This is a genomic window from Bacteroides sp. 3_2_5 (assembly GCF_000159855.2).
GTDB lineage: Bacteria > Bacteroidota > Bacteroidia > Bacteroidales > Bacteroidaceae > Bacteroides > Bacteroides fragilis.
Genome location: NZ_JH636045.1, coordinates 113,430 through 132,497, shown reverse-complemented (window position 1 = coordinate 132,497; position 19,068 = coordinate 113,430). Strand labels below are relative to the sequence as shown.

At 46.8% G+C, this 19,068-nt stretch carries 17 protein-coding genes; 14 read left to right on the top strand and 3 right to left on the bottom strand.

Features of this window, described 5'->3' with window-relative positions; translation table 11 throughout:
• The first annotated feature begins 23 nt into the window (after positions 1-23).
• The 4 genes from BSHG_RS04275 to BSHG_RS04290 all read left to right on the top strand — a co-directional run bounded on the left by BSHG_RS04275 (position 24) and on the right by BSHG_RS04290 (position 5,358).
• A complete protein-coding gene (locus BSHG_RS04275; RefSeq protein ID WP_008660873.1) occupies positions 24-1,046 on the top strand; it encodes a hypothetical protein in 1,023 nt (340 codons plus the stop codon).
• Between the two features lie 102 nt (positions 1,047-1,148).
• Positions 1,149-3,269, top strand: coding sequence for a fimbrillin family protein (locus tag BSHG_RS04280; protein ID WP_008660872.1), 2,121 nt, complete (start codon positions 1,149-1,151; stop codon positions 3,267-3,269).
• 13 nt (positions 3,270-3,282) lie between these two features.
• Entirely contained in the window at positions 3,283-4,329 is a 1,047-nt protein-coding gene (locus BSHG_RS04285; RefSeq protein WP_008660871.1) for a BF2992 family fimbrillin-A clan protein, read from the top strand.
• Positions 4,330-4,446: 117 nt separating this feature from the next.
• Positions 4,447-5,358, top strand: a complete 912-nt coding sequence (locus BSHG_RS04290; protein ID WP_008660870.1) for a DUF4906 domain-containing protein — start codon at positions 4,447-4,449, stop codon at positions 5,356-5,358.
• 139 nt (positions 5,359-5,497) lie between these two features.
• Here the strand turns inward: BSHG_RS04290 and BSHG_RS04295 are convergent, their stop codons facing one another.
• Together BSHG_RS04295 and kbl are read right to left on the bottom strand one after the other, a co-directional pair.
• On the bottom strand, positions 5,498-5,902 hold the full coding sequence (locus tag BSHG_RS04295; RefSeq protein ID WP_005788775.1) for a DUF2721 domain-containing protein: 405 nt from the start codon (positions 5,900-5,902) through the stop codon (positions 5,498-5,500).
• A gap of 49 nt (positions 5,903-5,951) precedes the next feature.
• Positions 5,952-7,139, bottom strand: a complete 1,188-nt coding sequence (kbl, locus tag BSHG_RS04300) for a glycine C-acetyltransferase (protein WP_005788771.1) — start codon at positions 7,137-7,139, stop codon at positions 5,952-5,954.
• Positions 7,140-7,275: 136 nt separating this feature from the next.
• Between kbl and BSHG_RS04305 the strand changes: the two genes are divergently transcribed.
• The 5 genes from BSHG_RS04305 to BSHG_RS04325 all read left to right on the top strand — a co-directional run bounded on the left by BSHG_RS04305 (position 7,276) and on the right by BSHG_RS04325 (position 12,746).
• A complete protein-coding gene (locus BSHG_RS04305) occupies positions 7,276-8,229 on the top strand; it encodes an NAD-dependent epimerase/dehydratase family protein (RefSeq protein WP_005788767.1) in 954 nt (317 codons plus the stop codon).
• A gap of 95 nt (positions 8,230-8,324) precedes the next feature.
• Positions 8,325-9,179: a DUF4348 domain-containing protein gene (locus tag BSHG_RS04310; protein ID WP_008769737.1), complete on the top strand. Its 855-nt coding sequence runs from the start codon at positions 8,325-8,327 to the stop codon at positions 9,177-9,179.
• Positions 9,180-9,198: 19 nt separating this feature from the next.
• On the top strand, positions 9,199-10,197 hold the full coding sequence (murB, locus tag BSHG_RS04315) for a UDP-N-acetylmuramate dehydrogenase (RefSeq protein ID WP_008660869.1): 999 nt from the start codon (positions 9,199-9,201) through the stop codon (positions 10,195-10,197).
• A 60-nt stretch (positions 10,198-10,257) separates the two neighbouring features.
• Entirely contained in the window at positions 10,258-11,016 is a 759-nt protein-coding gene (locus BSHG_RS04320) for an MBL fold metallo-hydrolase (RefSeq protein WP_005788758.1), read from the top strand.
• A 92-nt stretch (positions 11,017-11,108) separates the two neighbouring features.
• Positions 11,109-12,746 carry a DUF3352 domain-containing protein gene (locus tag BSHG_RS04325; protein WP_008660867.1) on the top strand — a complete coding sequence of 546 codons (1,638 nt, stop codon included), beginning with the start codon at positions 11,109-11,111 and terminating at the stop codon, positions 12,744-12,746.
• Between the two features lie 77 nt (positions 12,747-12,823).
• On the opposite strand, the gene BSHG_RS04330 is transcribed toward BSHG_RS04325, so the two are convergent.
• Positions 12,824-13,198, bottom strand: a complete 375-nt coding sequence (locus tag BSHG_RS04330) for a DUF3127 domain-containing protein (RefSeq protein ID WP_005788752.1) — start codon at positions 13,196-13,198, stop codon at positions 12,824-12,826.
• 152 nt (positions 13,199-13,350) lie between these two features.
• Between BSHG_RS04330 and dnaN the strand changes: the two genes are divergently transcribed.
• From dnaN to rlmB, 5 genes are all read left to right on the top strand, one after another.
• Positions 13,351-14,475 (top strand): DNA polymerase III subunit beta, encoded by a 1,125-nt coding sequence (gene dnaN, locus BSHG_RS04335; RefSeq protein WP_005788748.1) that lies wholly within the window; start codon positions 13,351-13,353, stop codon positions 14,473-14,475.
• Positions 14,476-14,605: 130 nt separating this feature from the next.
• Positions 14,606-15,379 (top strand): 3'-5' exonuclease, encoded by a 774-nt coding sequence (locus BSHG_RS04340; protein ID WP_005788747.1) that lies wholly within the window; start codon positions 14,606-14,608, stop codon positions 15,377-15,379.
• Between the two features lie 2 nt (positions 15,380-15,381).
• Positions 15,382-16,575, top strand: coding sequence for a bifunctional phosphopantothenoylcysteine decarboxylase/phosphopantothenate--cysteine ligase CoaBC (coaBC, locus tag BSHG_RS04345; RefSeq protein ID WP_005788745.1), 1,194 nt, complete (start codon positions 15,382-15,384; stop codon positions 16,573-16,575).
• 3 nt (positions 16,576-16,578) lie between these two features.
• On the top strand, positions 16,579-18,264 hold the full coding sequence (recN, locus tag BSHG_RS04350; protein ID WP_008660862.1) for a DNA repair protein RecN: 1,686 nt from the start codon (positions 16,579-16,581) through the stop codon (positions 18,262-18,264).
• 60 nt (positions 18,265-18,324) lie between these two features.
• Positions 18,325-19,065 (top strand): 23S rRNA (guanosine(2251)-2'-O)-methyltransferase RlmB, encoded by a 741-nt coding sequence (gene rlmB, locus BSHG_RS04355; RefSeq protein WP_005788741.1) that lies wholly within the window; start codon positions 18,325-18,327, stop codon positions 19,063-19,065.
• The last annotated feature ends 3 nt before the right edge of the window (positions 19,066-19,068 follow it).

Below are 19,068 nucleotides of genomic sequence, written 5' to 3'. Positions count from 1 at the left end.
GCTGAGAAAGAAAGTATACAACTATGAATAAAGAAGAAAAAAAGAGTAGATTCTGCCGGGCATGCCTGCTGCTTTGCCTGTGTCTGCTGTCTGCCTCGTGTGTATCCGGAGAAGGAGAGTACGAACAGGAGATACCCATGGAGGTAGCCCTCACCCGTACGGATGGGGTGGCAGGCAGCGAAGGCACTCCGTTACTGCTGTTCTGGAAAGAGACGGATTTCAGTACGGGGACATTGGGCTCTCCTTATAAAACCTCCACTCCGGCAGGGGGGATCGGTGATTACGCCGATGCACCCTATAATACGGAAACGGATTATCCGACTGATAACTCCCGGGTAGTGGTGATGGGGCTTTGTCCTTCTGCGATGACTACGGCGGACAGTCATACTACCTATTCGTTGCCTTCGAGAGCAGGGCTGACCGATGTACTGGTGACTCCGAATGGGGTTACGGGTAGCAGGAAGCAGCCTTTCGGACGGGCATTGGAGTTTGCACACGCTGCCGTACGTATCGTGCTCAAGGCGAGGCGTACGGACAACACGGTCGGTAAGCTGTATATCAAGAACCTTAAGTTGACCGTGCCTTCACGGTTAGTGTGCGGAGGGGTGAAATGGGATACGGGGGTGAAACACTATGTAGCGGCTCCGGCTTCCGCCGATTTGGTTATCGATCATCCCGGTCAGATATTGAGTACGGAGGATACGCAAATTGCGGTATTCTATCTGATACCCTGTGCGACGAACGACTTGCTGACCGATATTTCCTCTTCGGGTACACCGGGGCTTACGTTGACAGCGGATGTGGCCAAGGATGTAAATTTTACGACCGGAGCGCGAAAGGCAAGCTTTCCTGTTTTGGATGGCAACCTGAATTTCATGGATCAATCCGGAGTCCCGGTAACTCAGTTGCAATCCGGAGAGTCGTATGGAACCACTCTCAATTTTGATATCGACTCTTTCACACTGGAAGGCGAAGAGAAGGAGTGGGAGGACGGAGGAAAAATGACCATTCCCGTGGTGGTTCCTGAACCGGTTCCAAGTGCATAGATGAACGGTGAACAGGGAACGATGAACAGGGGAGGGACTGTAAACTTAAATACTCCAACTCTGTGTCCTCTGTGGTGAATCTAAATAAAAAGAGCTGAATATATGAAAACAATAATACGATTCTTTCTTTCAACTGTAGCGGTACTGGTTACCGGCTGCACTCCTGAAGAGGAACACATACCTGCGCAGGGTGGTGACAGCTTTACACTCTCCTCGAGTGAAGAGCAGGTCATCACCCGTGCGGGAGATGTGTCGGTGAATCATTTCACAGCCGGCACTAAATACCGGCTATACGGACTTATAGGGAGTTCGTGGAGCGGCAGACTCTCTACGATGAATGGGCAGGAGGGCACGGAGGTCGTTGGTGCGGACGGCACACATCAGATAGAATATCTGAGTACAGGTACTGACGAAGACCGTTTTGAAGGCCGAATCCTCGACTTTTATGCACTGACATACGGTAATACGACTCTGCCGATATGCGGTTCCGAAGCAGATGGCATACCTGTTTGCAACGTCACTTCCTCTGCCGGAGGAGTATTGCCCGACTTGCGCCGTGCTGTGCTGACAGGACAATCGGGTATCAACTCGGGAGTGATTACCTTACCCTTCAAGCATACTTTGTCTAAGTTGAAGTTTGAGGTGGTGAAGCAAAAACCGGAGAATGGTTCGGCCGGTGTCGATGTGTTGGCGGGTATCGAACTGAAGGGGATCACAGTCAGTGATTATAGCGAAGGAGCGCTCTTGCTTTCGACCGGAGAATACAGCTATATGGGAGGGAAAAGTGACCGTGCGGTTCTGGGCAGCGGATTTTCTCAAGCTGTGACGGAAAGTGTGCAGTTTGTAACTATAGACGGGCAATCGGGCAGTGCGGCTGCCGAATGCCTGATATTCCCGACTCTAACCACGGCTGCGGAGGGACTTAAAATAAAAGTAGCTACGAAAGGGACGAACAGTGGAGATCGAACGGATACGTATGAAATTCGTGTTCCGGTTATCGGAGATGATGGAGAGGTCCGGAAGGATGAAAACGGTAAGACCGTGACGGGGCCTTTCCGCTTCCTGCCCAATTACGAGTATACGCTTACCATTACGATTACTAATAGCGATGTACAGATTATTACCATCATCCCCCGCCGGTATGATTGGATCGAACATAATGACGATTCGCAGTATATGGGGCAGCCCCTGACTTTTAACGGTGTCATGTGGATGGACCGGAATCTCGGAGCTACCAGTGCGGATATGACAACTCCGGAAGGATGGGAAGCAGGAAGGGGATACTATTATCAGGTGGGTAGGGACATTCCTTATTTTGTGAAAAGAACAGTGAATTTTAAAGGTAGTGACGGTAAAACGTACACCAGGCCATATTGTAGGGGATACAGTAGTGGTGCCGCTCCTTATCCGGTGATAACCGGAAAGGAAGGTGTCTCCGCTATTAGCGGTCCCCAGAATCCTACCAATGTGGCTGTCACTTTTGATGATGTTAAGGAAGGCAAGACCGTCGCATGGATTGTATCTAAAGCTGATGCCACAGACTGGGATAATACCCATGCAATCAGTATCAATCGCTGGAAAACACCATTGAACGATCCATGTCCAAAAGGATGGAGGTTGCCGACATATATTGAATTTGCGGGTATAATGCCGTTGGAGGATAAGTCGGGAGACATTACTTTTCTGCAACATAGCGGGACTTCCTGGATAGAGACCATGTCAAATGATCCGGAAAGTGGATATACATCCGTTTATATTGGAGAACGAGCAAATACCGGCACTATGTATGGAGTAATTTATGCCTTAAAATACCAAGGCACTTCCAGAGCTTACAGAATCAAATGGGAACCTAAATTTGTAAGTCAAGAGGATGTCAGTGATGGTAGTGGGGTTTTTATTCGTCGGGCCTATATGCAGATATCCAAATATTCATGCACATCGGCAGACCGATTGACTTTAGAGAGCAAAAGCGGTATGGACTGGGAACATCCCAGCGATGTAATCAATATCCCTATCTATGGCTTTATATGGGCACGTAGCGCTATGCTTATAAATGATGCTTTTGAGGCGATGTATTTAACCTCCACAACACAAGGTAATATGGTGCGTGCGGCTAAATTAAAGTTTGATGCTGATACAAGTACCCGGTATTTGAATATGAGTAACTATACTCCGGCTGATGGTTTCCAAATTCGTTGTGTGCGGGATGTCACTTCACAATAAAATAGTATGATGTATGAAAAGAATGATCGTTTATAAAAGTTGCTCGTATGTAATCATGGCTCTGCTTTGTACGGCATGTGCCGCTGGCTCTCCCGAAGAAGATACGGAGGATCGGGTACGGATTGACCCCGTTGCCGGTGGATATTATCCTTCAATTTCTCCTTCGGCCCAGACCCGTGGGGCGACACCGGATGGCGAAACGTTGAAAGATAGACCGATTTTTCTGCTGGAAGACGGGAGTACGATACGCCTGGTGGTATATGATGATGCCAAGAATCTATTGGAGGAGTATTCCAAAGCTTATCTGGTACGTAACGCCGGTACGTCAGGCAGCAGTCTGCTCTATCCCTGTGAGGTAGACGACAACGGAGCGGTAATATCTTCAAGCAGCACTCCTCTTTATATGAAGGCGGGTACTTATTACTTCAGAATCCTGTCACCTGCCAAGGCCTTAAACTCAAAGGGATTTGTCAATATCGGTAACGGAGAATACCTGCTTGCGACCGACGACCGGTATACGCAAACAGCCATGACGGCAGTGACCATTACGAAAATTGATGAAGGGGGTACATTGAACAATGTCCAGACACTGTATCTGCCCCCCATCATCAACCAGACAGCGCGGATGCAGTTTACTGTCAGGGCGGGTGAAGGGGTGCACACCTTGGAGATGCTTGCCGAAGGAATCGAAATCAGCGGTATTCAGCAGCCACTGGACAATACGACCAGCTTCGACTGGGTAAATGGAGATGTGCTGCCTGTGAAAGTGGGGGATCAGAGTGCATCGGTACGTATCACACATGCCACCCAAAATGCCGATAACAGCCTGGTGGCGCATACCGGCGTATTGCCCACAGACGCACGCTCTCACTCTATCAGTGTGTTGCTGAACCTGAAGGTGAACGGTAACCCCACTCAGTATCAGATGTTGCTCACCGGTTTGTATCTGACAGCAGGGCATTCGTACAACTATACGGCTACGGTGAAGATCAGTAATGGCGTCACTGTGCTGACCTGGCAAAACCGTTCGTGGACGGAGAATGTAGTAATGGATAAATAAGAATTCACCACCGATTATACCGATCACCACCGATTAATGATTAATCCCGGTGGTCTTTAAGATTAAAAGTCCTGTGAAAATCCGTGTAACCTGTGGTGAAATAAACAGAGTAGAGTAATGAATAATAATGATCCCATGAAAAGATTCGGATATATCGTTTTTAGTATTTGCCTGTTTGCGCTGAGTGCCTGCACACCCCATGAACAGATGGATCAGGAGGAGGGAATAGTGAAAGTGTCGATGGGACTTACTGCCGCTTCTTTCACCGATGATGATGCGACAACCCGTGCGGAGCAGCCGATGGCACCTGATTATGAAAACCTGATTAGTAATTTGTGGATTCTACAGTTTGACCGTGAAGGTATCCTGACAGGCAGCGAACATAAAGTGCTGCCCACACCGGTGCTCAACACCACGCTTGAAGGAATTGCGTTGAGGACCGGGCGCGGTACGGTTTGTGTGGTGGGCAATCTGGCGGATGGAGAGATTGCCGCGTGGCCTGATAACTTGAGTGGTTTCAAGAGTCTGGTGGTGGATATGGGATGGCTGAAAGAACGGAATACGGACCGGAATGTGTGTCTCTTCGGTTATTACGAAGGCGAGATTGCTGCCGGCACCACAGCTGTGAATGTAGTATTGGGACGTCTGGTATGCAGGCTCAATATAGCTGTTTCGGCCAAGACGGCAGGGATATTCAGCAACGTGAGGATCCAGTTGCAGAATGCGCAGACCAAAGGCTATTTGTTCCCTTCGGATGTATATCTGTCACCGGAAGGAGGCGGGAATTATACGGAAGAGGTTGTCATCGGTGACGACAAAGTATTGGGGACAGCCCCCCTTTACCGCTACTATTATATGGCTGAGAATGTGACTGAGGGAACCGACTCCGGTGAACGCACCCGGCTCCAAATCAAAGCAAAGAAAGGAGGGGCCGAATATACAAAAGCCATTGACTTGGGCAGAAGTGACATCCATGATTATTCCCTCCGCCGAAACAATAACTATACATTCAACATCGTTTTAGAGTAATCATAAATTCTACAGTGTGGAGGCATCTGTGACAGACACTTCCCCTTGTTTGTTTTGTTTGTAAAAGTTCCGCCCGATCCCGATGGGGAGAGGACGGAACTTTCTGTGTATGGGTGGTATGAATCCTGAACATGGGCTGTTAATGCTTTAACTTGCCTTCCATCGTACTCAGGTAGATGTCCAGGGCACGGGTGGATATCTGTATCTCGCGGAGGGAAACCCCCAAAGAAGCGATCAGCAGTAGCAATGCCAACCCGAAGATATAGATTGAGAGCAGGAACAATCCGATGTAGATAAGAAACATGGTGACTACGCAGAAGAATAGACTGGCAATGCCGAATACCTGCATCATACGGGTCAGGTTGAGGCGTTTGCGCAGATTCTCAATTTGGGCAACATTGATGTCGGAAGGATCTTCCATATAGCGGTCACGAAGAATTCGGACCAATTGGGCATACGAGAGAAAGCGGTTGGTGTATGCCAAAAGAATAAGTGAAACGGCTGAAAATAGCAGCGCGGGTGTCGTGAGTGTAAGTTCTTCCATTGTTATCGTATTTTTTTATATACAATAACAATGGAAGTGGGAGATTGGTTTACTTCAGTACACCTAATTCTTTACCTACTTTGATGAATGCAGCGATACATTTATCGAGGTGTTCTTTTTCGTGACCGGCTGAAATCTGTACACGGATACGTGCCTGGTCTTTCGGAACTACCGGATAGTAGAAGCCTGTTACGTAGATACCTTCTTCCTGCATGCGGGCTGCATAGATCTGTGACAGTTTGGCATCGTAAAGCATCACGGCACAGATAGCACTCTGAGTCGGCTTGATATCGAATCCGGCTGCAGTCATCTTGTCGCGGAAGTAGTTTACGTTGTCTACCAGTTTGTCATGGATTTCGTTGCTTTCTTTCAGCATCTTGAATACTTCGAGGCTGGCACCGATAATGCCCGGAGCGAGTGAGTTGGAGAACAGGTACGGACGGCTGCGCTGGCGAAGCAGGTCGATGATCTCTTTGCGGCCGGTTGTGAATCCGCCCAAAGCACCGCCAAAAGCTTTGCCCAGAGTACCGGTGTAGATGTCTACACGTCCGTAAGTGTTGTACTGTTCGCTTACTCCATGACCGGTTGCACCAACCACACCGGCTGAGTGAGATTCGTCTACCATCACCAGGGCATCGTATTTTTCGGCCAGGTCACAGATTTTGTCCATCGGAGCAACGTTTCCGTCCATTGAGAATACACCGTCGGTGACGATGATGCGGAAACGTTGAGCCTGTGCTTCCTGCAGGCAACGTTCCAGGTCGGCCATGTCTGCATTGGCATAACGGTAGCGCTTTGCCTTGCAAAGACGTACTCCGTCGATGATGGAAGCGTGGTTCAGCGAGTCGGAGATGATGGCATCTTCGTCGGTGAACAACGGTTCGAATACACCGCCGTTAGCGTCAAAGCAGGCTGCGTACAAAATTGTGTCTTCGGTCTTGAAATAGTCTGAAATTGCGGCTTCCAGCTCCTTATGTATATCTTGAGTTCCGCAGATGAAACGTACAGAAGACATACCGTATCCACGACGGTCCATCATCTTCTTTGCACCTTCGATCAGGCGGGGATGGTTAGACAATCCAAGGTAGTTGTTGGCACAGAAATTCAGCACTTCTTTGCCTTTAACGGTGATAGCAGCTTGTTGTGCACTTTCGATTAAGCGTTCCTCTTTGTAGAGGCCTGCTTCTTTGATTTCAGCAATCGTATTGCTGAGGTGTTCTTTCATTTTACCGTACATAGTGTTTGGGGTTTTAGTTTCTTTTGCAAAGGACACAATTTTTCTTGGAATAAACAACATATATTTGGTATAAAAATGAAAAAAAAGTGCTTACTTTGCGCACCATTTAGCTTAATACACCTTATTAGTAAAGATAATGAAAAATATTTTGGTAATTGGAGCGACCGGACAGATTGGTTCGGAGCTCACGATGGAACTACGTAAACGCTACGGAAACACACATGTAGTAGCAGGTTATATTCACGGGGCAGAGCCCAAAGGGGAATTGAAAGAATCCGGTCCGTCGGCTGTAGTCGATGTAACAGATCAGGATATGATTGCCTCTGTAGTGAGAGAGTATAATATCGACACAATCTACAACCTTGCCGCCCTGCTGTCTGTTGTAGCCGAGTCGAAGCCGAAGCTGGCTTGGAAAATCGGTATCGACGGTTTGTGGAATGTACTTGAAGTGGCTCGCGAAAACAAATGTGCCGTATTCACTCCGAGTTCGATCGGTTCGTTTGGTGAAAGCACTCCGCATGTGCAGACACCGCAGGACACTATTCAGCGTCCGCGTACCATGTATGGTATCAGCAAGGTGACCACTGAGTTGCTGAGCGACTACTATTTTAATAAGTATGGCGTAGATACCCGTGCCGTGCGTTTCCCGGGAATCATTTCGAATGTAACTCCTCCGGGAGGTGGTACGACTGACTATGCGGTAGATATCTACTACTCTGCCGTTAAAGGAGAGAAGTTTATCTGTCCGATTCCGGAAGGAACACTGATGGATATGATGTATATGCCGGACGCGCTGAATGCAGCTATCTCGCTGATGGAGGCCGATCCGACGAAACTGGTGCACCGTAATGCTTTCAACATCGCTTCTATGAGCTTTGCGCCGGAGACCATTTATGCTGCTATCAAGAAACATGTTCCTGACTTTGAGATGGAATATAAGGTAGACCCGCTGAAACAACGCATCGCCAACAGCTGGCCCGACAGTATGGATGATTCTTGCGCCCGTGAGGAGTGGGGCTGGAAACCGGCTTACGATTTGGAAAGTATGACAGTGGATATGCTTGAAAAACTAAGAGCTAAATTAAAATAATGTGATGATATAAATCCCATGTGCCGACCGGAGTATGAAAGAGTTTCGAAAACCGGTTGGCATGTGGGGATATCGACACATTGCTAATTATTAAAATGAAAACAATAATGGCGGGAGTCACCGTCCTGGTGTTGTTCGCTTCGTGCGGCAACAGTAATAAGACCGACGCTGACCCCTTTGCATCTATTACACATCTGGTAGATTCGGCAATGGTGAACAAAACCGATTCTATTGACAGAGAAAAGACTTCGGACGAACCTAAACCGATTGAGGCTGACGAATCGTTTGACGACTTTATCTACAATTTTGCTTCTGATGACGCTCTGCAAAGGCAGCGCGTGGTGTTTCCGTTGCCCTACTACAACGGAGAACGGGCTTCGAAAATCGACAGGAAGTACTGGAAGCATGATGACTTGTTTGCCAAACAAAGTTATTATACCTTACTCTTCGACCGGGAAGAGGATATGGATCTGGTAGGAGACACTTCACTCACATCCGTTCAGGTGGAATGGATTTTCGTGAAAAAACGAATGGTGAAGAAATATTATTTTGAAAGAATTAAAGGGGCGTGGATGCTCGAAGCAATCAATCTGCGTCCGATTGAGGAAAACGAGAACGAGGACTTTGTTGAATTCTTCGGTCATTTTGCGACGGATAGTATTTTCCAGAGCCGGCGAATCCGCCAACCGCTTGTCTTTGTGACAACCGATCCGGATGATGACTTCTCGATACTCGAAACTACACTTGACTTGAACCAATGGTTTGCCTTTAAGCCGGCATTGCCTGCCGATAAACTTTCGAATATCAACTACGGGCAGCAAAATGATGACAATGCCTCACATAAAATATTGGCATTGAAAGGCATTGGCAACGGGTTCTCCAATATCCTCTATTTCCAGCGCAAAGACAGTGGCTGGGAGTTGTACAAGTTTGAGGATACAAGTATTTAGAGATTGCTTTTATAGGATTATGGAACAGAAATACTCTCTTTTATCACATAACACTTTTGGTATCGATGTGTCTGCGGCTTGTTTCCTGGAGTATGCTTCGGTGGATGAATTACGCGGGTTGATCGGGTCCGGACGGGTTACCTCTCCTTATCTGCATATCGGAGGGGGGAGCAACTTGCTGTTTACTAAAGACTACGAAGGTACTATCCTGCATTCACGCATCGGGGGCGTAGAGATTGTGGCCGAAACGGATGACGATATTGTTGTGCGTGTGGGGGCAGGTGTGGTCTGGGACGACTTCGTGGACTATTGCGTGCAACGGCATTGGTACGGCGTGGAGAATCTTTCACTGATCCCCGGAGAGGTGGGAGCCAGTGCGGTGCAGAACATCGGGGCCTACGGGGTTGAAGTTAAAGATCTGATTGTCCGGGTGGAAACCCTGAACATTGAAGGGAAAGAGCATGTTTATGATGTAACGGAGTGTGGATATTCTTACCGGGACAGCATCTTCAAGCGCCCTGAGAATAAGAGCGTTTTTGTTACCTATGTCAGTTTCAGGCTGAGCAAGAGGGAACATTATACATTAGATTACGGTACTATCCGCCGGGAGCTGGAGAAGTATCCCGGAGTGACATTGGATGTGGTGCGCCGGGTGATTATCGCTATCCGTGAAGAGAAGTTGCCTGATCCCCGGGTAATGGGGAATGCGGGAAGTTTCTTTATGAATCCGATTGTGGGTCGTGAGCAGTTCGAAGCCTTACAGGCAGAATATCCTCAAATGCCTTTTTACGAGATCGATACTGACCGGGTGAAGATTCCGGCCGGATGGATGATTGATCAGTGTGGCTGGAAGGGTAAAGCATTAGGCCCTGCGGCGGTACACGATAAACAAGCGTTGGTGCTGGTGAATCGCGGAGGCGCAAAAGGAGCGGATGTCATCGCATTGTCCGATGCCGTGCGTGCTTCGGTCCGTGCGAAGTTTGGCATAGACATTCATCCGGAAGTGAATTTTATCTGATTACGATGGGGCTGCAGGGCATGCCGGCTCTCAGGAATGACAGATTGATAATTGAAAGAAATGAAAATAAGAATACTTGGTAGCGGGACTTCTACCGGAGTGCCCGAAATAGGATGTACTTGTGCGGTTTGTACTTCAAAAGATCCGAGAGATTGCCGTCTTCGCACCTCAGCATTGGTGTATACTGACGACGCTACTATACTGCTGGATTGCGGTCCGGATTTTAGGGAACAGATGTTGCGCGTTCCGTTTGGAAAGATCGATGCTGTGTTGATTTCGCATGAACATTATGATCATGTGGGAGGGTTGGATGATCTTCGCCCTTTCTGCCGTTTCGGGGAAGTGCCCATCTATGCCGAAACTTATACAGCCGAACGTTTGCGCAGCCGGATGCCCTATTGCTTTGTGGAGCATTCCTATCCGGGAGTTCCGAATATTCCTTTGCGTGAGATTGAACCCAATCGCCCTTTTCTTGTTAATCATACCGAAGTGTTACCCTTAAGGGTAATGCATGGCAAACTGCCCATTTTGGGATATCGGATCGGAAAGCTTGGATATATAACAGATATGCTGACCATGCCCGATGAATCGTTTGAGCAGTTGCAAGGAATAGAGGTGCTGGTGATGAATGCATTGCGCATAGCGCCACACAACACCCATCAGAGCCTGTCTGAAGCATTGGAGGCTGTGAAACGCATCGGAGCGAAGGAAACCTGGCTGATTCACATGAGTCACCATATCGGACTTCAGGCAGATGTAGAGAAGCAACTTCCTCCGCATGTGCATTTTGCATTCGACGGGCTTGAATTAGAATGTTAGTGATTGATGCTTTATAATTCTTTCTTTAAGTATATTTTGTTTTATTTGGAGAAATTATTATTTTTGCACTGAGCCGATAAACAACGAATGCCATGAAACTCCGTACGATAGTGAAAATAGCCGTAATCTCGTCTGTTGTACTGCTGTGTACAGGCTTTGCCATGTTTTCTTTCTTCAGGTTGTCGGCGGCGGAAGGACGCAAGGATTTTAATCTCTACACGCTTGTTCCGGGTTCGGCCACTGTAGTCCTCGAGACGGATGATCTTGCCGGAATGATACAGGGGATCAATGAGTTGAGTTGCAGTAAAGACCGACATTTTCTTTATGTTTCCAAATTATTTTCTTATCTGAAGCTCCATCTGTATACGTTGTTGGAAGATACGCCGCACGGGTTGAGCAAGCAGATGAATAAAGTGTTGTTGAGTTTCCATGAACCCGACAATGATCGCAACCAGGTGTTGTATTGCAGCTTGGGAAACGGCGATTACGAGTTGGTGGAAAAGTTTATACGTAAATACTGTTCGAGTAGTTTCCCGTCAAAGCTGTTTGACTATAAAGGGGAAGAGATTCGTATTTATCCGATGCCGGATGACAGTTTCCTGGCTTGTTATTTCACTTCCGACTTTCTGGTTGTGAGTTATCAGAAAAAACTGATTGAGCAAGTGATCGATGCCCGTTTGTCCAAGAAATCTTTGCTGACCGATGCCTCGTTTGCCAAAGTACACGAGGATAAACGTGCCCGTGTGGCAGCTACTATTTATGCCCGTATGCAACCGTTGAGTATGGGAAAGGCTACCGACGGGATTCGTTCGTGTACACAGTTGGGCGGATGGACCGAATTTGATATGAAAATGAATGGAGATGCCATTTATTTCTCCGGTGTCAGCCATGATACGGATACTTGTCTGACATTTATGAATGTGTTGCGCCAACAACAACCGGTGGAGGATTTCCCGGGAGATATCCTGCCGGCTTCTACTTTTTTCTTCAATAAACGGTCGGTAACCGATATGCAGGCTATGCTTGATTTCACTGCCAGGCAGGAGTATACGACATCGACTTATTCCGACTATATCAGAGATCGGGATGGGGAGTTGCTCGCATATCTTAAAGAGAATGCCGGGGGTGAGATTGTGACTTGTCTGTTTCATTCGACAGATACTCTTTCAAATCCTTGTGCGGTGATGAGTATTCCATTGAGGGATGGGCAGCAGGCTGAGCGTGTGTTGCAGGGAATGCTTCGCACTGCTCCGAAGGAGGTAGACGGTCCTCCGAAACCACGTACTACTTTCTGTAAAACTCCTTTAAGGGCTTATACGCTCTATGTACTGCCTCGTAATACGTTGTTTACGCAATTGACCGGGATAACAGAGTCGGCTTTATACATTTACGCTTGCTTCTACGAGGGAAGACTGGTTCTGGCCCCGGATGTGGAAAGCCTTACCGCATATCTCCGTCATCTGGATAAAAAAGAAATTCTGGATGATACTCCCGGATATGAAGAGGCGGTGGTCAATCTTTCTCCGTCGTACAACTTTATGATGGTTGCTGATTTGGGAGAGACTTTCTCACAACCGGAGAATTATGTGAGGCTGATACCTGCATTTTTCTTTCGTAATCAGGAGTTTTTCCGCCACTTTATTCTTTCTGCACAATTTACTTGTACGGACGGAATTGTATATCCCAATGTGGTATTGATTTACAAAGGTGAGTCTGATGACGTTTCCTGACCCCATAAAAGGTATAAAACCCCGAAAGAACTTGAAGAACTTTCGGGGTTTTATGCCTTTTGCCAAAGCTTGTTTGCTTAGAAAGGCAGATCGTCTTTTGCGTCACCGGCAATAAATTCGGGTGCCGAAGAGGGTGCCGGAGGAGGAACCGGAGCTCCCGGAGCCATGGGTGCGCCTGCGCCTACGCGTTCTACTTTCCATGCGCGGATACTGTTGAACCAGCGATCCTGCCATTGACGTGCATCGATATCGAATGACACGGTCAACTCTTCACCCATTTGGATGTTGAATTGTTCTATTTTGTCTGCTCCGAAAATGTCGAAACACATTTTCTTAGGGTATTGGTCATGATTTTCGATTACATACTCCTGGGCTTTCCATTCGTTGCCGCTGGTTTTAGAAACTCCACCTCTGGGCTGGAGTATAGCGATAATTTTTCCTGTAAATTCCATTGCGATAATTTTAAATTGTGCGGCGAAGTTACAATTTTTTAGGGATATCCGACGAATATTCCCCTGTTTTTTCTTCTCTTTTATTGTGCTGCCTCGATCTTTTTTGTAACTTTGTGCTTTGCAAAAATATAAAATTTAAAATCACAGATTATATGAAATTTATCGTTTCAAGTACTGCACTTTTCAGCCATTTACAGGCTGTTAGCCGTGTGATAAACTCAAAAAATGCACTGCCTATTTTAGATTGTTTTCTCTTTCAGTTGGAGGACGGAACACTGTCTGTGACTGTCTCTGATAGTGAAACTACAATGGTAACCTCGGTTGAGGTGAACGAGAGTGATTCTAACGGAAAATTTGCTGTAGCTGCAAAAACATTGCTCGATGCATTGAAGGAGATACCGGAACAACCGTTGACATTCGATATCAAACCGGATACTTATGAAATTACGGTACAGTACCAGAATGGTAAATATAGCCTGATGGGACAGAATGCCGATGAATTCCCGCAATCGGCTACACTTGGCGATAATGCAGTTCGTGTAGAGATGGAAGCACAGATTCTACTGGGAGGCATTAACCGTTCGGTATTTGCTACGGCTGATGATGAACTTCGTCCGGTGATGAACGGTATCTACTTTGACATTACGACGGAAGACATTACGATGGTGGCTTCGGACGGACACAAGTTGGTGCGTTGTAAAACATTGGCTGCGCGCGGAAACGAACGTGCCGCATTTATTTTACCCAAAAAACCGGCGACTCTGTTGAAGAACCTTTTGCCTAAGGAATCGGGTATGGTAGTGATCGAGTTTGACGAACGCAACGCTGTCTTCACGCTTGAAAGTTATCGTATGGTATGCCGTCTGATAGAGGGACGCTATCCTAATTATAATTCAGTAATTCCGCAAAATAATCCGCATAAAGTTACGGTGGACCGTATGCAACTGATGGGCGCCTTGCGTCGTGTATCTATTTTTTCTTCGCAGGCAAGCAGCCTTATAAAACTCCGCATGCAGGAAAACCAGATCGTGGTTTCGGCTCAGGATATTGACTTCTCTACCTCTGCAGAGGAAACACAGGTATGCCAATATGCCGGTGCAGCCATGAGTATCGGTTTCAAATCTACTTTCCTGATCGATATCCTGAATAATATCTCGGCGGACGAAGTGGTTATCGAATTGGCTGATCCGTCAAGGGCCGGTGTCATTATCCCGGTAGAACAGGAAGAAAATGAAGACTTGCTGATGTTGCTGATGCCGATGATGCTGAACGATTAATCGCGGAACAGAAATAAAATCGGATTCATTACAGAGGACACAAAGATCACAGGGACATCATTCTTTTTTGAATTGAAACTCTGTGCCCTCAGTGTCCTTTGTAGTGAATTAAAACAAAACCGTATAAACAATGAAACTCAACCTAAAGAATCCTATCGTCTTTTTTGATCTGGAAACGACCGGGACAAATATCAACTCAGACCGAATCGTAGAAATCTGTTATCTTAAAGTGTATCCCAATGGGAATGAAGAGTCGAAAACTCTCCGTATCAATCCCGAAATGCCTATCCCTGCCGAATCATCTGCTGTTCACGGTATTTATGATGCTGATGTAGCCGATTGTCCTACTTTTAAGGAAGTGGCAAAGAGTATTGCCAATGATATCGAGGGTTGTGATCTGGCTGGTTTCAATTCCAACCGTTTTGATATTCCCGTGTTGGCAGAAGAATTTCTGCGTGCGGGTGTGGATATCGATATGAGTAAGCGCAAATTTGTCGATGTACAGGTGATTTTCCATAAGATGGAACAGCGTACCCTTACGGCTGCTTATAAGTTCTATTGTGGCCGTAATCTGGAAGATGCGCATACAGCGGAAGCTGATACCCGTGCCACGTACGAGGTACTGATGGCTCAACTCGATCGTTATCCGGAAGAGTTGCAGAATGATATGTCTTTCCTGGCCGATTATTCAAGCTATAACAAGAATGTGGATTTTGCAGGACGTATGGTATATGACGACAATGGGGTAGAGGTTTTCAACTTTGGTAAATACAAAGGACAGTCGGTGAGTGAAGTACTGAAAAAAGATCCGGGATATTACAGTTGGATTCTGAACAGTGATTTCACGTTGAATACAAAAGCCATGTTGACCAAGATTCGTCTGCGTGAGTTAACCGGAAAATAATTATGCTGAACGGAAAGAAAATTATACTCGGTATTACCGGTAGCATAGCTGCCTATAAAGCTTGTTACATCATACGTGGCCTGATCAAACAGGGAGCTGAGGTACAAGTCGTAATTACTCCCGCCGGAAAAGAATTTATCACTCCGATAACTCTCTCTGCGTTGACCGGCAAACCTGTCATCAGTGAATTCTTTGCTCAACGTGACGGTACGTGGAATAGCCATGTAGACCTGGGATTGTGGGCGGATGCTATGTTGATAGCCCCTGCCACGGCTTCTACCATCGGAAAAATGGCGAACGGCATAGCCGATAATATGCTGATTACGACTTATCTTTCTGCTAAAGCGCCGGTTTTTGTTGCTCCGGCTATGGACCTGGATATGTTTGCCCATCCCAGTACTCAAAAGAACCTGGATACGCTTCGTTCGTATGGCAATCATATCATTGAGCCGGCTTCGGGTGAATTGGCCAGTCATCTGGTAGGAAAAGGCCGTATGGAAGAACCGGAGAATATAATCCGGGTACTTGATGAATTCTTTTCATCAACGGGCGAACTGGCGGGGAAAAAAGTGCTGATCACGGCCGGACCGACTTATGAAAAGATTGATCCGGTGCGCTTCATCGGCAATTATTCTTCCGGTAAAATGGGGTTTGCCTTGGCTGAGGAGTGTGCCCGTCGCGGAGCCGATGTGGTACTGATTGCAGGGCCGGTACAACAGAAAACATATCATTCACATATTACCCGCATTGATGTGGAGTCCGCTCAGGACATGTATGAAGCAGCCATGGCGCAATACCCCTTGGTCGATGCCGGAATACTGTGTGCAGCGGTAGCGGATTTTACTCCGGACGCTGTTGCTGACAAGAAGATAAAACGGGAAGGAGACGAGTTGTTGCTGCATCTTAAACCCACTCACGATATTGCTGCTGCATTGGGCAAGATAAAAACTCCGGGACAGAAGTTAATTGGTTTTGCTCTTGAAACGAATGATGAGCAGCGCAATGCCGAGGGAAAGCTGATCCGGAAGAACTTTGATTTCATTGTGCTGAATTCGTTGAATGATGCTGGTGCGGGATTCCGTTACGATACCAATAAGATAAGCATTCTTAGTTGCAGGGGTAGAACCGATTATCCGTTAAAATCGAAGACGGAAGTAGCCAGAGATATTATTGATAGAATGATAAAAGAAATGTGATTTATGTTACGTTCATTATACATCCAGAATTATGCTCTGATTGAGAAACTCGATATTCGTTTCGAAACCGGATTTTCTGTAATCACCGGAGAGACCGGTGCCGGAAAATCCATTATTCTGGGCGCAATCGGACTTTTACTCGGACAACGTGCCGATGTGAAAGCTATCCGGCAAGGCGCTTCTAAATGTGTCATCGAGGCACGATTCGATATATCGGCCTATCACATGGAAGCCTTTTTTGAAGAGAACGAGTTAGAGTATGAGCCCGAATGCATACTTCGTCGTGAAGTACAGTCATCCGGTAAAAGTAGGGCATTTATCAATGATACACCTGCTTCGCTCACACAAATGAAAGAACTGGGTGAGCAATTGATCGATGTACACTCTCAACATCAGAACCTATTGCTCAATAAGGAGGGCTTCCAGCTTAATGTGCTCGATATTCTTTCCCATAACGAAGAGGCTTTGGATGTATACCATCATTTATATCAGGATTGGAAAAAACTCTGTAAGGAACTCGATGAACTGATTGTTCTGGCTGAACAAAGTAAGACGGATGAGGATTATATTCGTTTTCAGTTGGAACAACTGGAGGAGGCGCATCTTACGGCCGGAGAACAGGAAGAGTTGGAACAAGAGGCCGAGACATTGGCACACGCCGAAGACATCAAGGCCGGACTGTACCGGGTGGGGCAAACTCTTGCTTCAGATGAAGGAGGGCTGCTGCCTGTATTGAAAGAAAGTCTTGGCGCTTTGAGTGGTCTGCAGAAAGTATATCAACCTGCCGGTGAGTTGGCCGAACGGATGGAGAGCACTTACATCGAGTTGAAAGATATAGCTCAGGAGATATCAGATCAGGGCGAAGGCATTGAATTTAATCCATTACGACTGGAGGAAGTAAATGACCGGTTGAACTTGATCTACTCTTTAGAACAAAAACATCGTGTGCAGACCGTCGAAGAGTTGATTGCTCTTTCGGAGCAATATGCAACAAGACTTGCTGCCATTACTTCGTATGACGACCGGATCGTTAAACTGACGGAACGGTGCGATGCACAATATAATAAGGTAAAGAAGCAAGCCGCTGTCTTGACAAAGGCCCGTACAGAGATTGCCCGTGAAGTGGAGCAACAGATGGCTGCCCGTTTGATTCCTTTGGGAATACCCAATGTCCGCTTTCAAGTGGAGATGGGGTTGAAAAAAGAACCGGGTCCACAGGGCGCGGATACTGTTAATTTCTTGTTCTCAGCCAACAAAAACGGAACGCTGCAAAGCGTGTCTTCTGTTGCGTCGGGTGGTGAGATAGCTCGTGTTATGTTATCTATTAAGGCTATGATTGCAGGAGCTGTGAAACTTCCCACAATTGTATTCGACGAGATCGACACCGGTGTATCCGGTGAGATAGCAGATCGTATGGCGGATATTATGCAAGAGATGGGCGAACAAAACCGGCAGGTAATCAGTATTACGCATTTGCCGCAGATTGCAGCCCGTGGACGTGCCCATTATAAAGTGTATAAGCGGGATAATGATACGGAGACTAACAGTCATATCCGTCGTTTGACCGATGAAGAACGGGTAGAGGAACTGGCTCACATGTTGAGTGGTGCCACCCTGACGGAGGCGGCGCTGAGTAATGCGAGGGCGTTGCTGGAACCATCTTTGAAAGAAAGAAAAATAATAAAATAAGTATATGGTGGTGTACAATAAGTGATAACGAGTTGTATGTCCTAAAATGCAGACAATTACATGATTGATAAAAGCGAAATGATTTTCGGCGTTCGTGCCGTGATTGAAGCCATTCAGGCTGGTAAAGAGATAGACAAGATTTTGGTGAAAAAAGACATTCAGAGTGACTTGTCAAAAGAGCTGTTTACTGCTCTGAAAGGTACGCTGATTCCTGTCCAGCGTGTCCCGGTGGAACGTATCAACCGTATCACCCGTAAGAATCATCAGGGGGTGGTTGCGTTCATCTCTTCGGTAACGTATCAGAAGACGGAAGATTTGGTGCCTTTCCTTTTCGAAGAAGGTAAGAATCCTTTCTTTGTCATGCTTGATGGAATTACGGATGTGCGTAATTTTGGTGCCATAGCCCGTACTTGCGAATGTGCCGGAGTAGATGCCGTCATTATTCCTGCAAAAGGAAGCGTTACGGTCAATGCGGATGCGATGAAGACTTCGGCCGGTGCATTGCACACTTTGCCGGTTTGCCGTGAACAGAATCTGAAAACAACCTTGCAATATCTCAAAGATAGCGGCTTCCGTATTGTGGCTGCTACCGAAAAAGGAGATTATGATTATACGAAGGCAGATTATACCGGCCCGATGTGTATCATTATGGGGGCTGAGGATACCGGTGTTTCCTATGATAATCTTGCACTATGCGACGAATGGGTCAAGATTCCGATGCTGGGCAGCATTGAATCACTCAATGTATCTGTAGCCGCAGGTATCCTGATTTATGAAGGCGTGAAACAACGTACAAATTAAAAG